13 protein-coding genes and 3 pseudogenes are annotated in these 14,312 nt (G+C 71.5%); 7 read left to right on the forward strand and 9 right to left on the reverse strand.

Annotation, left to right across the window (positions count from 1 at the left end; genetic code table 11):
• Window positions 1–10 precede the first annotated feature (10 nt).
• The gene (locus QQK26_RS07470) at window positions 11–913 is read right to left on the reverse strand and encodes an NAD(P)-dependent oxidoreductase (RefSeq protein ID WP_284231641.1); all 903 of its coding nucleotides are present in this window, start codon (window positions 911–913) and stop codon (window positions 11–13) included.
• Window positions 913–2,259, reverse strand: a complete 1,347-nt coding sequence (locus QQK26_RS07475; protein ID WP_284231642.1) for an NAD(P)H-dependent oxidoreductase — start codon at window positions 2,257–2,259, stop codon at window positions 913–915. Before QQK26_RS07475 ends, QQK26_RS07470 begins: the two co-directional genes overlap by 1 nt.
• 108 nt (window positions 2,260–2,367) lie before the next feature.
• Between QQK26_RS07475 and QQK26_RS07480 the strand changes: the two genes are divergently transcribed.
• From QQK26_RS07480 to QQK26_RS07490, 4 genes and pseudogenes are all read left to right on the forward strand, one after another.
• Complete coding sequence (locus QQK26_RS07480; protein ID WP_284231643.1) at window positions 2,368–3,381, forward strand: LacI family DNA-binding transcriptional regulator; 1,014 nt, start codon at window positions 2,368–2,370, stop codon at window positions 3,379–3,381.
• Window positions 3,382–3,466: 85 nt separating this feature from the next.
• Window positions 3,467–4,825, forward strand: a complete 1,359-nt coding sequence (locus tag QQK26_RS07485; RefSeq protein WP_284231644.1) for an NAD(P)H-dependent oxidoreductase — start codon at window positions 3,467–3,469, stop codon at window positions 4,823–4,825.
• 125 nt (window positions 4,826–4,950) lie between these two features.
• Window positions 4,951–5,106, forward strand: a pseudogene (locus QQK26_RS16465) (winged helix-turn-helix domain-containing protein); the annotation flags it as partial.
• Between the two features lie 107 nt (window positions 5,107–5,213).
• Window positions 5,214–5,621: a FadR/GntR family transcriptional regulator gene (locus QQK26_RS07490; RefSeq protein ID WP_284231645.1), complete on the forward strand. Its 408-nt coding sequence runs from the start codon at window positions 5,214–5,216 to the stop codon at window positions 5,619–5,621.
• A 74-nt stretch (window positions 5,622–5,695) separates the two neighbouring features.
• Here the strand turns inward: QQK26_RS07490 and QQK26_RS07495 are convergent, their stop codons facing one another.
• The 5 genes from QQK26_RS07495 to QQK26_RS07515 form a co-directional block, all read right to left on the reverse strand.
• Complete coding sequence (locus QQK26_RS07495; protein WP_284231646.1) at window positions 5,696–6,406, reverse strand: NAD(P)-dependent oxidoreductase; 711 nt, start codon at window positions 6,404–6,406, stop codon at window positions 5,696–5,698.
• Between the two features lie 153 nt (window positions 6,407–6,559).
• Window positions 6,560–7,567: a TRAP transporter substrate-binding protein gene (locus QQK26_RS07500; RefSeq protein ID WP_284231647.1), complete on the reverse strand. Its 1,008-nt coding sequence runs from the start codon at window positions 7,565–7,567 to the stop codon at window positions 6,560–6,562.
• Window positions 7,568–7,608: 41 nt separating this feature from the next.
• Window positions 7,609–8,727: a TRAP transporter large permease gene (locus tag QQK26_RS07505; protein ID WP_284231648.1), complete on the reverse strand. Its 1,119-nt coding sequence runs from the start codon at window positions 8,725–8,727 to the stop codon at window positions 7,609–7,611.
• A complete protein-coding gene (locus tag QQK26_RS07510) occupies window positions 8,724–8,927 on the reverse strand; it encodes a hypothetical protein (protein ID WP_284231649.1) in 204 nt (67 codons plus the stop codon). Before QQK26_RS07510 ends, QQK26_RS07505 begins: the two co-directional genes overlap by 4 nt.
• Window positions 8,928–8,946: 19 nt before the next feature.
• Window positions 8,947–9,507, reverse strand: a complete 561-nt coding sequence (locus QQK26_RS07515) for a TRAP transporter small permease (protein ID WP_284231650.1) — start codon at window positions 9,505–9,507, stop codon at window positions 8,947–8,949.
• Window positions 9,508–9,808: 301 nt separating this feature from the next.
• On the opposite strand from QQK26_RS07515, the pseudogene QQK26_RS16470 reads away from it, so the two are divergent.
• Both QQK26_RS16470 and QQK26_RS07520 read left to right on the forward strand, forming a co-directional pair.
• Window positions 9,809–10,039 (forward strand): annotated as a pseudogene (locus QQK26_RS16470) (GntR family transcriptional regulator); the annotation flags it as partial.
• A 97-nt stretch (window positions 10,040–10,136) separates the two neighbouring features.
• Window positions 10,137–10,496: pseudogene (locus tag QQK26_RS07520) on the forward strand (FadR/GntR family transcriptional regulator); the annotation flags it as partial.
• A 21-nt stretch (window positions 10,497–10,517) separates the two neighbouring features.
• Here the strand turns inward: QQK26_RS07520 and QQK26_RS07525 are convergent.
• The gene (locus QQK26_RS07525; RefSeq protein ID WP_284231651.1) at window positions 10,518–10,835 is read right to left on the reverse strand and encodes a putative quinol monooxygenase; all 318 of its coding nucleotides are present in this window, start codon (window positions 10,833–10,835) and stop codon (window positions 10,518–10,520) included.
• Between the two features lie 150 nt (window positions 10,836–10,985).
• Between QQK26_RS07525 and gndA the strand changes: the two genes are divergently transcribed.
• A complete protein-coding gene (gene gndA / locus QQK26_RS07530) occupies window positions 10,986–12,434 on the forward strand; it encodes an NADP-dependent phosphogluconate dehydrogenase (RefSeq protein ID WP_284231652.1) in 1,449 nt (482 codons plus the stop codon).
• 320 nt (window positions 12,435–12,754) lie between these two features.
• On the opposite strand, the gene QQK26_RS07535 is transcribed toward gndA, so the two are convergent.
• Window positions 12,755–14,293, reverse strand: coding sequence for a gluconokinase (locus tag QQK26_RS07535; RefSeq protein WP_284231653.1), 1,539 nt, complete (start codon window positions 14,291–14,293; stop codon window positions 12,755–12,757).
• Window positions 14,294–14,312: the final 19 nt, after the last annotated feature.

Raw genomic sequence — 14,312 nt, forward strand, 5'->3', positions numbered from 1 at the left:
CGGGCGGACCTCAGACCTGGTGGCTGCGGCGTTCGATCTCGCGGATGAGCCCGGTGTGGTCGAGCCCTCCGTCCCCGTGCGCCACGAGGGCCTCGAACAGTTCGAGGCTCGTAGCGGTCGCCGGCATCGCCACCCCGACGCGCTGCGCTGCGGCGAGCGCGAAGCGGAGGTCCTTGACCTGATTCACCGCGACGCCCCCGGCGACGTGCTCGTCGGCGACCCAGTTGCCGCCCTTCTGCCGCAGCAGCTCGCTCCCGGCCAGCCCACCCTCGAGCAGCCGACGCAGGGCGGCGAGATCGAGCCCGCTGCGCCCGGCCAGCAGGAAGGCCTCCGAGATCACGGCGATCGTGCCGGCGACGATGCTCTGATTGCAGGCCTTCGCGAGCTGTCCGGCCCCGAGCGGGCCGAGGTGCTCCACGACGGATCCGACCGCGCGCAGGAACGGCGACGCCTCGGCGACGTCCGCATCCGCTCCACCGACCATCACGCTGAGCGTCGCCGCCTCGGCGCCGGTGACGCCGCCGCTGACCGGGGCGTCGACGATGCGCACCGGGGCGAGCTCGGCGGCCAGCTCGGCGGTGGCCGCCGGCGAGTGGGTGCCCATGAGCACGAGCAGCGGATGCGCGATGCACGCCGCCGCCCATCCGTCCCGCAGCCCGTCCAGCAGGCCGAGCACGTCGTCGAGGTCGGTGAGCACGGTGATGACCACGGGGCGAGCAGCCTCCGCCAGCGAGGCCGCGACCGGCACGCCGACGGCGCGGAACGGCTCGGCCCGCGCCGGGGTGCGGTTCCAGACCACGAGATCGGCGCCCGCTGCGTGCAGGTTGCGGGCCATCGGCGCTCCCATGGCGCCGAGGCCCAGGAGGGCGACCGGGGCGGAGCGGCCCCGGTCGCCCGCGAGGGTCGCGCGCATCAGACCGCAGCGGCCGTGAGCAGCGCCTCGGTCTCACGACGCAGCGCGATGGCCGTCTCGAGGGACTCGTCGACCCGCACGTCCTCCCAGCGGACGATGCCTCCCTCGGGCACGGCGTTGAGCAGCGGCACGTGATGCGCGAGCGCGACCGGCAGCGCCCCTCGCGCGACCGACGTCTCGGCGGAGATGAGCTTGCCCCAGACGGTGAAGCCGCCCTCGCCGTCGAGCGTCTCGCCGGCCTCGAGGTCCTTCTTGGCGCAGGCCACGACGTCGGCGTAGAAGCCGGCCGGTGCGCCGGTGGCGACACCCCGCAGCACGGCGTTGGCGATGGAGATGTTCAGCTCGAGGCCGACGTAGTGGTACGGACGGAACAGCGCGGCGTACTGCCCGGACGGGTCGGGGTGCCAGGGGTACTCGGCGAAGCAGCTGGCGACGTAGGGGTTCGCGGCCTTGACCACGACGTAGACGCCCTCCTGGGTGTTGAACGGGATCCACTCGCCGTTCCGGGTGACGCTCGACATCACGTCGACGGTGCCCTCGTGGTCGAGCACCCCGCCGGCGCTGCGCGGGCTCTGGATGCTGGCGATGTGCTCGATGTCGCCGGGGGTGAAGGTGAGCCCCCTGTCGCTCGGCACCAGCTTCGCCGCGTTGGCGACCGCGGCCATCTCGATCGCCGCCTTGGTGCCGTCGCGGAACGAGGTGTGCATGAACGGGTTGAGCTGCCCGGAATCGGTGAGCTCCTTCGAGAACTCCCAGTGCTCCCAGACGTTGTCGGGGTTCATCGCGTGGTAGTGCTCGAGGTACTTGGCGCCCTTGCCGGCGCAGACCACGTCGAAGCCGGAGGCGCGGGCCCAGTCGACGAGCTCCCAGATGAGCGCCGGCTGGTCGCCGTATGCGAGGGAGTACACGACGCCCGCCCGCTCGGCTCGACGGGCGAGTGCGGGCCCGGCCAGCGCATCCGCCTCGACCGTGACCATGACGATGTGCTTGCCGGTCTCGATCGCGCGCAGTGCGTGGTCGATGCCGACGATGGGATTGCCGGTGGCCTCGACGACGACATCCAGGTCGTGCTCGAAGAGCCCCGCGCTGTCGCTGACGATCGTCGTCGTCCGATTCGCGATGGCCGTCGGGATGTCGGCCGCGTAGGCCTCCTCGGGCCAACCCACGAGCGCGAGCGCGCCCTTCGCCCGCTCGACGTCGATGTCGGCGATCGCCACGACGTGCACCCCGGGGATGTTGCGGGCCTGCGCGAGGTACATGGTGCCGAAGCGCCCGGCGCCGATGAGGCCGATGCGGATGGGGCGGCCGGCTTCTTCGCGGGCCGTCAGGAGGTGGTGGAGGTTCATGCCGGTGAGCATACTGGAAACGATTCCACTTTTGTTCCAATAGCTGCTGCATCCAGTCGGTAAACGGTTCCACTACGCTGATCGGGACGACTCTCGGAGGGGGACGGCATGGCCAGGAGCGCGACCATCCGCGACGTCGCCTCGGCGGCCGGCGTCTCGATCGCCGTCGTCTCCCGCGTCATCAACCCGGGCTCGGGACCGGTGCGCGCCGAGACGCGCGATCGGGTGCTCGCCGCCATCGAGCAGCTCGCCTACCGCCCCCGGACGGCGGCCCGCGAGCTCAAGCAGGCCGGCGCGGCGACGACCCTCGGCCTCGTGCTGGCCGACGTCACCAACCCCTTCTTCGCGCGGCTCGCCGACCGCGTGGTGTGGGAGGCGCGCAGCCGCGGGGTGCAAGTCCTGCTCATGACCACGCAGGAGGACCCGCACCTCGAGGAGGAGGCCCTGGCCACGCTCGTGTCGCGGCGCGTCGGCGGCGTCATCGCCACCCCCACCGCGACGAACCCCGACTCGTGGGCGCGTCTGCGGCAGCTCGACACGAACGTGGTCTTCGTCGACCGATCGCTCGACGACGTGCCCGGTGCGCACACGGTGAGCATCGACAACGTGCGCTCCGCGCGCCAGGCGACCGAGCACCTCGTCGACCTCGGACATCGGCGCATCGGCTTCATCTCGGGCCCCGAGACCTCGAGCACCGGGCGGGCCCGCACGGCGGGCCATCGCGCCGTGCTGGCCGAGCGGGGCGTCGAGCAGGACGACGCCCTCGTGCGGCACGTGCCGTTCCGCGGCGAGCAGGGCGGCGACGCCGTGGGCGCGCTCCTCGCACTGCCGGAGCCGCCGACCGCGCTGGTCGTCGCGAACACCGCGCAGGTCGTCGCCGCGCTGCGCCGCCTGCGCCTGCGAGGCACCGCGGTGCCGGCCGACCTCTCGGTGGTCGTCTTCGACGACGACCCCTGGACGGAGCTGTTCGAGCCGGCGCTCACCATCATCCGCCAGCCCATAGCGATGCTGGCCGCCCATTCGGTCGAGCTCGCCCTCGCCGAGCGGGCGAGCGCGGCGGAGCCCCGTTCGATCGCCGTCGAGGCGGAGTTCGTGCCGCGCGCGAGCACCTCGGCCCCTTGACATCCCAGGGTGTCGGCATCACGCTGTACGCATTGGTCTGACCATCTGAACATAGGTGGCTCATGCACGACGGAGAGGTGGTCACGTGAATCTGCACACCCTGCTCGAGGCACGCACGGAGGCGTCGGGTCCGGTCCGCGTGGGGGTGATCGGCGCCGGCAAGTTCGCGTCGATGTTCCTCACGCAGGCGTCCGTCTCCCCCACCCTGCACGTCGTCGCCGTCGCGGACCTCGACGTGCCGAAGGCGAGGGCGGCGATGGAGCGCACCGGATGGGCGCCGGAGCGCTTCGCTGCGGCGGGCTTCGACCAGGCGCTGCGCGACGGCACCACGTTCGTGACGGACAGCTCGGATGATCTGCTGCGTCGCGGCGAGATCGAGGTCGTGCTCGAGGTCACCGGCAACCCCATCGTCGGCACCCACCACGCCCTCACGGCCATCGAGCACGGTAAGCACGTGATCATGGTCAACGTCGAGGCCGACTGCATGGTGGGCCCGATCCTCGCTCGCCGCGCACGGGAGGCAGGGGTCGTGTACTCGATGGCCTACGGCGACCAGCCGGCGCTGATCTGCGAGCTCGTCGACTGGTGCCGCACGGTCGGCTTCGACGTCGTGGCGGCAGGCAAGGGCACCAAGTACCTGCCCGAGTACCACTACTCCACCCCGGACACCGTGTGGGACCACTACGGCTTCACCGACGAGCAGCTCGCCAGCGGCGACTTCAACCCGAAGATGTTCAACTCCTTCCTCGACGGCACGAAGTCCGCGATCGAGATGGCCGCCGTCGCGAACGGCACCGGACTCATCCCGCAGGACGAGGGCCTTCTCTTCCCGCCGGCCGGCGTCGACGACCTGCCCGCCGTCTACCGCCCGCGGGAGCTCGGCGGGTCGCTGACCCGGCGCGGCACCGTCGAGATCGCCTCGAGCCTCCACCGCGACGGCACCGAGGTGCCGCGCGATCTGCGCTGGGGCGTCTACGTCACCTTCGAGGCGAGGACCGACTACGCCGCGCAGTGCTTCACCGAGTACGGCGTGCACACGGACAGCACCGGACGCTACGGGTCGCTGTACCGGCCGTACCACATGATCGGGCTCGAGCTCGGCGTCAGCATCGCCGCCGCCGTGCTGCGCGGCGAGCCCACCGGCGTGCCCACCGGCTTCCGCGGCGATGTCGTCACCACCGCGAAGCGCGACCTCGCGGCCGGCGAGACGCTCGACGGCGAGGGCGGCTACACCGTCTACGGCACGCTGCGGCCGGCCCACTACTCGCTCGGGAGGGCGGCGCTGCCGCTCGGCCTGGCGCACGGCGCCAGGCTCGTCCGCGACGTCGCGAAGGACCAGTCGGTGACCTGGGACGATGTGCAGGTCGACGAGTCCGCCCTCGCGGTGCGGGTGCGCCGGCAGCTCGAGTCGGAGTTCAGAGCGGAGTCGCTCGCCGCGGTCTGACCATCGGAATCTAGGATTGCGAGGGCGTCGACGGCCGGTCGGCGCCCTCGCGCACGAAGGGGGCACGTCCGATGAGCGACGCCGACTGGGCGCCGGTGCAGCGCCTGCGCGCGCACGAGCAGGTCATGACGCAGATCGAGGAGCGCATCCTCGACGGCCGCCTCGGCGCCGGGGACCATCTGCCGAGCGAGCGCGATCTCGCCGCCGCGCTCGGCGTCTCCCGTCCCTCGCTGCGCGAGAGCCTGCGCGTGCTCGAGGCTCTGGGCCTGCTCGAGGTGCGCCGAGGCGGCGGCCCGGAGGAGGCGCGAAGCTGGTCACGGAGCCCGGCAGCGGCCTCGTCGACCTGCTGCGCCTGCAGCTCGCCCTCGGCCACTTCGACCAGCGCGACGTGCTGCGCACCCGCCTCGCGCTCGAGACCTGGAGCTGCAGCGAGGCGGCGCTGCACGCCAGCGCCGAGGACCATGCGGAGCTCGCGGCGATCCTCGACGAGATGGACCGGCCCGGCATCGGCACGGGTGACTTCAACCGTCTCGACGCCGCCTTCCACGTGCGCATCGCCGCATCGAGCGGCAACCTGCTCACCGGGCATCTGATGAGCTCGCTTCGCGGCGCCATCAACCGCCAGATGATCGACGCCTACGCGACGCTCGAGGACTGGCAGCGCACCGCCGAGACGGTGCGCTCCGAGCACCGGGCCATCCTCGCCGCCATCGTCGCCGGCGACGCCGACGCGGCCTCGCGCGCCGTCCGCGAGCACATCGAGAGCTTCTGGGCCCTGGGCCGCATCGCCGACTGAGCCCGCCCGGCGGGCCGGACGAGCGGATGCGGGCGGCCGGCGCGCCCGCCGACCACCCGCATCCGTGCCTGCGACTAGCGGTAGGTCTGCACCACCTGAGAGTCGTCGGCGCTCCCCCAGCCGCGCTCGGCGGCGAGGGCGAAGCGGTCGCGTGCGGCGATGAGCACCGGGAGGTCGATCCCCACTGACTCCGCGGCGCTCGCGACGAGACCGCTGTCCTTCACGAAGATGCCCACCGTGCTGGAGACCTCCTCAGGCTCGGCGAGCATCCGCGAGCCCCGGTCGCCGAGCATCCACGAGGCGCCTGCGCCGGCGCCGACGAGGTCGAGCACCGCCGCCGCGTCCAGCCCGAGGCCCTCGGCGAGCGCCACGGCCTCGGCGGCGGCCACGAGGTGCACCGAGCAGAGCAGCTGATTGATCACCTTGACCGCCTGGCCGGCACCGAGCGATGCGCCGACGGTCGCCGGGGTGCCCAGCGCCTCGAGCACGGATCGCGCCGCGGTGAGGTCGTCCTCGTGGCCGGCGGCGAAGATCCGCAGCCGGGCAGCCCGGGCGCCGGTGACGCCGCCTGTGACGGGGGCGTCGACGAGCCAGGCACCCGCGGACTCGAGGCGCGCGCCGTCGCGGCGCACCGCATCCGGGCCGACCGTGCTCATGACGATCCAGAGCTGGTGCTCGACGTCGCCCTCGAGGGCCGCGTCGACCACGGCGGTCAGCTGCTCGGCGGTAGCCACCATGACCACGGTCACCGGCGAGGCCGGCGCCTCGGCGAGCGCCGCGACCACGGGGAGTCCGGAGGAGGCCGCGCGATCGCGCGCGGCCTCCCGGGCTCCACCCCGGTCACGGCGAACCCCGCGGCCTGCAATCGCTGCGCCATCGGGAGACCGATGGCGCCGACCCCGATGAAGCGGACATCGGGTCGGGGGTCGGCCATCACGTCAGCCCTGGATGCGCGAGATCCACTCGCGTACCTGCTCCGGCTGGCCGTCGCGGATGCCCTGGGTGGCCTCGACCCACGCGTCGCGGTCGGTGATGTCGTTGAACACGGCGCCGCCGTCGACGAGCTGCTGCTCGTAGTCCGCGAAGCTCGCGATCGTGTCCGCGGTGTACTCCTCGCCGACCTGGTCCGCGGCGTCGCGGATGATCGCCTGGTACTCCTCGGGCAGGCCGGCGAGCGCCTCGCCCCAGTACAGGAAGTGGTAGTTCGCGTACATGTGGCTCGTCCGGGCGATGTTCGGTGCCACCTCGTGGATGGAGTTGAACAGGATCGCGTCGAGCGGGTTCTCCTGGCCGTCGAGCACGCCCGACTCGAGCGCCGAGTAGACCTCGTTGAACGGCAGCGCCTCGGCGCGGGCGCCCAGCGCCTCCCAGGTGGCGAGCATCGTGTTCGCGCTCGGGGTGCGGATGGTCAGCCCGTCCACGTCGCCGAGCTCGGTCACCGGCTCCTTCGTGGTGAGCTCGCGCGGACCGCGGTACAGGTTGCCGAGGATGTCGTATCCGGTAGCGTCGGTGATCGCGGTCTTGATCTCGTCGCCCAGCTCGCCGTCCCAGACCTCGAAGAACTGGTCCTCGCCGTCGTAGAGGAAGGGTGTGGTCTCGACGCTCGCGAGGTCGCTGTACGTCTCGAGCGAGAGCAGCGATTCGATGACGATGTCGATGGTGCCGAGCTGCTGGCCCTCGATCATCTCCTCCCAGGTGCCGAGCGTCGACGATGCGTGCACCTCGACGGTGATGTCGCCGTCCGACGCCTCCTCGACGAGCTCGGCGAGCCGGAGAGCGGCCGTCTGGCGGGGGTCGGTCTCGCTGCCGGCGTGGCCGAGGACGAGCGTGACGGGCTCGCCGGCCTCGGCGCCGCCCCCGCCTCCTCCGCCGCCGCCGGTGCAGCCGGTGAGGGCCATGGCTCCGGCGGCGAGGCCGGCGATGAGGATGATGCGCTTCTTCTTCATGATCACTTCCTTGTGTCGTGAACTGCAGGGGATGGTCGGGGTCAGCCGAGCAGCAGGTTCGGCAGGAACAGGGAGATCTGCGGCACGAACGTGATGAGCAGCAGGAACGCGATGCCGGCGATGAGGAACGGGGCCACCGCCCTGATCGCCTTCACCATCGACACCTTCGCGAGCTCTGCGGAGAGCATGAGCCCGATGCCGACCGGCGGCGTCAGCAGGCCGACACTGAGGTTGACGACGATGATGATGCCGAGGTGCACCGGATCGACGCCCATAGAGGTGGCGACCGGGTAGAGGATCGGGGTCAGGATGATCAGCGCCGCGTTCGCCTCGATGAACATGCCGACGACGAGCAGTACGGCGTTGATCAGCAGCAGCAGGACGATCGGGTTCTCGGTGATCGTGAAGATCGCCTCGGCGGCCATCTGCGGCACGAGGCCCGAGGTCAGCGCCCACGAGTAGATCTGCGCAGCCGAGAGCACGAGCATGATGAGGCCCACGATGAGCGTCGAGTCGGCGAGCGCGTAGACGAGCCGTTTGATGCTGAGCTCCCGGTACACCGCGAAGCCGACCACGAGGGCGTACACCACGGCGATCGCGGCAGCCTCCGTGGGGGTGAAGACGCCGAAGCGGATGCCGCCGAGGATGAGCACCGGCAGCAGCAGCGCAGGCAGCGCCTTCCACAGCGACGGCAGGAACTTCGGACGGTCCTCCTTGGGCGTCATGCCGATGCGCGCCTTGTCCTGCGCGATCGCGATCGCCTCCTTGGTGAAGCCGAGCCTCTTCACCGTGAAGTGGATCAGGACCATGAGCATCAGCACGTAGAGGACCGCGGGCACGATGCCGGCAAAGAACAGCGCGCCGATCGAGGTGCCGCTGACCACTCCGTAGACGATCATCGTGATGCTCGGAGGCATGATCGGGTCGACCACCGGGGCTGCGGCCATCACCGCGGAGGCGTACTCGGGGCGGTACTTGCGCTGCTTCATCGCCGGGATGAGGATGCGGCCCAGGCTCGAGACGCTCGCCACGGCTGATCCCGAGATGCCACCGAAGAACAGCGAGCTGAGCACCGTCGTCTGAGCGATGCCGCCGCGCAGGCCGCCGACGATCGAGTCCGCCAGATCGAGCATCCGCTTCGTCATACCGCCCTCGTTCATGACCGCACCGGCCAGGACGAACAGCGGGATCGCGAGCAGCGGGAAGGGGTGATGCCCGCGATGATGCGCTGCGGACCGATCGTGAGGGGCACGTCGGTGACCAGCACCAGCGCCACGAAGGACGCCGCGACGAGCGCGAAGCCGATGGGGACGCGCAGCAGCATCGCCACGCCGAAGTTGCCGAGCAGCCAAGCACCCATGGTTACAGCTCTCCCTTGATCACGATGACGTCGTCGGGCTGGAACAGGACCTTGGCCTGCAGCGGGTCCTCCCCCGTTCGGCGTGGAAGGTCCTCCACCACGCCTCGATCGCGAAGAGCAGCGAGAACGCGCAACCCACGGGCACGGCGAGCGAGACCCAGCCCATGGGCAGCCCGAGGCCGGGCATCGTGCGGCGCCAGGCCGGGCCGAGCGCCTCGAGGCCGAACCATACGAGCGCGGCCAGGGCGCCGACGACGACCAGCGCGGCGAGGGTGTCGACGGTACGGACCAGCCAACGGCGGTAGGGGACGAACTCCCAGATGTCGAGGAGCATGTGCCGGCCGCGCCGCACGCCGAGTGCGATCGCGATCATCGCGAGCCACACGAAGGCGTACGAGGCCAGTTCGCTCGTCCACGCGGACGGCGTCGAGGTGACGTAGCGGGCGATCACCTGCCAGGTGACGGCGAAGACCACCGTCAAAAGCAGGAGGATGCCCGCGATCTGCAGGGTTCGGTCGAGGGCCGCGAGGACCTTGTCGACCACGGTCGAGATGCTGATGATCGCTCCTTTGCGATTCATGAGGGGGTCCCTCGGCCATTCCGTTAGACTTTGGTCTGACCATCTGGCGTTACCCGATGATGATGGAGGGGGCCGGCCGCGTCAATCCCTCCGACGGAGGGACTGAGCCGTGATCGAGCCGGCCTCGAGCGCCGCGAAAAGCAAGTGTAACCGATTCCACTTTGTTCACCTAGGAAGGCCTAATGCGAGCTGCGGTCATTGCAGCACGCCGCGGGTTGAACTGTCAACAATCGAGCACCTCGACGTCCTGCGTCTAGAGTCGAAGCGCACGGCACCGGGGACGGCCGGCACGGAAGGGATCATGGCAGCCAGCAGGGTCAGCGCGCTCAGCACGATCGGCAACGTCGACAGGAAGACGCTCCGCGAGCTCACGCTCGCCCGAGTGCGCGAGGCGATCGCCGACGGGCAGCTGCCTCCGGGCACGCACCTCGCCGAGATCGAGCTCAGCGAGGCGCTCTCGGTGAGCCGCGGCACCCTGCGCGAGGCGCTGCGGCACCTCCAGCAGGAGGGGCTGCTGCAGGCCGACAGCCGCGGTCGGCTGACCGTGCGCGTGGTCACGGCGGAGGAGGTGCACGACATCTTCAGCGTGCGCGCCGCGCTCGAGGCGCTCGCCTTCGAGGAGATCTGCCGCCGCGACGACCGGGGAGATCGTCGCCGAGCTGCGCGCGCTGCTCGCCCCGCTCGCGGACCCCGCGGTGCCCCTGCCCGAGAAGCTCGAGGCGGACCTGCTCTTCCACCGCGCCCTCTGCCGGCTCAGCGGCAATGCGACGCTCTACGGCGCCTGGCAGAGCGTCAGCGGCCTCGCCCGCGCCTCCATCACCGCAGCCGGCAGCGTCAACGCGCTCACCAACATGTCGCACGACCGGCACGCGCCGATCGTGGCGCTGCTGGAGCGCGGCGACGTGGAGGCCGGACGTCTCTTCCTGCGGCAGCACATGCACGAGGCCGCGGAGCGCATCCTGGCCGATCTGGCCGCCGGCTCGGACTGAGCCGCGCCGGCGACCGTCAGGTCAGAGCGCGCCCTTGACGGCGTCGCCGACGGGGATCGGCACCAGGCGGGTGACCTCGACCGGAGCGGCGAGCAGCCCGTCGTTCGCGACGTTCAGGTCGGCGACCGGCCGGCCGGCACCGTGCGCGTCGAGCAGCTCGGCGCTCGTCCACTTCTCGATCATGACGATCGAGCCGTCGGGCGCATCGGTGATGGCGTACAGCTCGCATCCCTCCTCCTCGTGCACGAGCGGGATGGCGACGCGCAGGTTGGCCAGCACCTCCTCGCGCTTGCCGGGCAGCGGGCGGAAGATCGCGGTGACGTTGATGGGCTCGGACATGCCTCTCCTTCGAAGTGCGGCGAGTGGGACTCGTCTCCACACTACCGGTGGTGGAAACGGTTAACCCGGCGACTCGTCCCGGCCTGCGCTCGGCCCGGTCCCCTAGTCTGATCCCGGGATCCCCACCCCCGTCGAACAGGAGCAGCAACCGTGTCGCAAGCCAAGGCAAATATCGGCGTGATCGGCCTCGCCGTGATGGGCTCGAACCTCGCCCGGAACCTCGCGAGCCGCGAAGGCAACACCGTGGCGGTGTTCAACCGCTCGTACGAGAAGACCGAGACGCTCCTCAGCGAGCACCCCGAGGCAGAGTTCGTGCCGGCGAAGACCTACGAGGAGTTCGCCGCCTCGCTCACCACCCCGCGCACCGCCATCATCATGGTGCAGGCCGGTCGCGGCACCGATGCCGTGATCGACGAGCTCACCCGCGTGTTCGAGCCGGGCGACATCATCGTCGACGGCGGCAACGCGCTCTTCACGGACACCATCCGCCGCGAGAAGGCCGTGCGCGAGACCGGCATCAACTTCGTCGGCGCCGGCATCTCCGGCGGCGAGGAGGGCGCGCTCAAGGGCCCGTCGATCATGCCCGGCGGCTCGGCCGAGGCGTGGCAGACCCTCGGACCGATCCTCGAGGGCATCGCCGCGGTCGCCGAGGGCGAGCCGTGCGTGACCCACGTCGGCACCGACGGCGCCGGCCACTTCGTGAAGATGATCCACAACGGCATCGAGTACGCGGACATGCAGCTCATCGCCGAGGCCTACGACCTCATCCGCCGTGGCACCGGCAAGAGCCCGGCCGAGATCGCGGACGTCTTCGCCGAGTGGAACCGCGGCGACCTCGAGTCGTACCTCATCGAGATCACGGCCGAGGTGCTGCGTCAGGTCGATGCCGAGACCGGCCAGCCGCTGGTCGACGTCATCCTCGATCAGGCCGGCGCCAAGGGCACCGGCGCCTGGACCGTCAAGAGCGCGCTCGACCTGGGCATCCCGGTCTCGGGCATCGCCGAGGCCGTCTTCGCCCGCTCGCTGTCGTCGAAGCCGGCCCAGCGCGCCGCCGCAGGCGATCTGCCCGGCCCCGAGGCCGCCTGGGCCGTCGACGATGCCGACGCCTTCATCGAGGATGTGCGCCTGGCGCTCTACGCCTCGAAGATCGTCGCCTACTCGCAGGGCTTCGACGAGATCATCGCCGGTGCGCAGGAGTACGGCTGGGAGATCGAGAAGGGCGAGGTCGCCAAGCTCTGGCGCGGCGGCTGCATCATCCGCGCCCGCTTCCTCAACCGCATCACCGAGGCCTACGCCGAGGACCCGGAGCTGGTCGCACTGCTGACCGCGCCGTTCTTCCGCGAGGTGCTCGTCGGCGGCCAGGAGGCCTGGCGTCGCGTGGTCGTCGCCGCGACCCAGGCGGGCATCCCCGCCCCGGCCTTCAGCTCGTCGCTGGCCTACTACGACGGCCTGCGCGCCGAGCGGCTGCCCGCCGCGCTCGTGCAGGGCCAGCGCGACTTCTTCGGCGCGCACACCTACAAGCGCGTCGACAAGGAGGGCACGTTCCACACGCTGTGGAGCGGCGACCGCAGCGAGATCAGCGCCGTCGACAGCCACTGACGACGGCCGGCCCCCACGGGGCGAGCGGAGGGGCGGGGCCGGTTCGGCCCCGCCCCTTCGTCGTGCGCGGGGCTGGGCGGGCTCGGCTCCGCTCCTCCGTCGTGCGCGGGGCTGGGCGGGCTCGGCTCCGCGGTCGCGCGCCGGCTCGGCCTCGTCAGACGCATCCGCCAGTGCTTCGGGGCGCTTCGACGACACTGGGGCGCGCGGGCGCATGCCCCACTGTCGCCGAAGCGCCCCAAACCCGGTGGGTGAGGCTGCGAGCAGGCCGGTGGGTGAGGCTGCGAGCAACCCAGCAGTCGAGGCTGCGAGCAGGCCGGGGCTCAGTCCCGGTCGAGCGGCAGCGCAGGAGCGAGGCGCTTGAGGGCGCCGAACGTCGGCACGAGGGCGTCGTAGAGGGAGGAGTAGACCGGCCGCAGCTGCGCGTAGACGCCGGCCGAGGCCGGGTCCGGGCGCACGGTGGTCTCGACCTCGGCGCGCGCGGCGACGGCCTCGATCGAGTCGATGAGGCCGAGCGATTGCATGCCGAGGATGGCGGCGCCGTAGCCGGAGCCCTCCTGACCGTGGGCCAGGTCGATGGGCGTGCCCAGCGCATCCGCCAGCATCTGACGCCAGAGCGGGCTGCGCGTCACGCCGCCCGTCGCCCGGATCTCGGTGATCTCGAGCCCGGAGGCGCGCATCGACTCGAGCACGAGCGAGAGCTGCAGGCAGACGCCCTCGAGCACCGCGCGCACGAGGTGCTCGCGGCGGTGCGCGCGGGTGAGGCCCACGAAGGACCCCTGCGGCAGCGAGCTCCAGCGCGGCGCCCGCTCGCTGAGCAGGTAGGGCATCATGAGCAGCCCGCCGGAACCCACGGGCGCGGTGGCCGCGAGCTCGAGCAGCTGCTCCTCGCCGTCGTCGCCGAGGTCGGGGGCGAGCGCCTCGAGCGCCCACTTCATGACGACGCCGCCGTTGTTGATCGCGCCGCCGACGACCCAGAGGCCCGGGGCGAGCGCGTAGCAGAACACCCGGCCGAGCGGATCGACGACCGGGCGGTCGACGACGACGCGCAGCGCACCGCTGGTGCCGAGCGAGCAGGCGACCATGCCGGGCCGCACCGCGCCGACGCCGAGGTTCGCGAGCGGACCGTCACCGGCCCCGACGACGACGGGCGTGCCCTCGGGCAGGCCGAGCGCGTCGGCCGAGGCGCCGCTCAACGGCAGCGCCTGCGTGGTCGGCACGAGCTCGGGCAGCTGCTCGGGCAGCACGCCCGCGATGCCGAGCGCCTCGCCGTCCCACTGCAGCGAGGCCAGATCGAGCAGGCCGCTCGCCGACGCGATGGAGTGGTCCATCACGAGCGCACCGGTGAGGTGCAGCAGCACGTACTCCTTCGTGCCGCACCAGAAGGCGACCTGTTCGCACAGCTTCGGCTCCTGCTCGTTGTACCAGGCCAGTCGCACGAGCGGGGACATCGGATGCACGGGCGTGCCGGTGCGCCGGTGCAGGGCGAGCCCGCCCGCGCTGGCGCGGATCCGCTCGGCCTGCACGTCGGCGCGGGTGTCGCCCCACGTGGTCGACGGGGTGAGCGGCACCCCGTCGTGGGAGAGCCCGATGAGGGTGTGCATCTGCGAGCTGAACGCGAGTCCGGCCACGCGCTCGGCGCCGACCTGGGCAACCACGTCGCGCGCGCTCTCGCGGACGGCGGCGAGGATCGCATCCGGATCCTGCTCGGCGTAACCGGGGTGCGGCGTGAGCAGCGGGTAGCCCGCCGAGGCGCTGGCGAGCTCCTCGCCGTCGAGCCCGAAGGCCACGGCCTTCGTCGCGGTGGTGCCGATGTCGACGCCGATCACGATGTCGGCCGTGGCAGGCCGTTCTGCGCTCATGTCAGTGGTCCTCGCCCTC

The organism is Arenivirga flava (genome assembly GCF_030161575.1).
Taxonomy (GTDB): domain Bacteria; phylum Actinomycetota; class Actinomycetes; order Actinomycetales; family Microbacteriaceae; genus Arenivirga; species Arenivirga flava.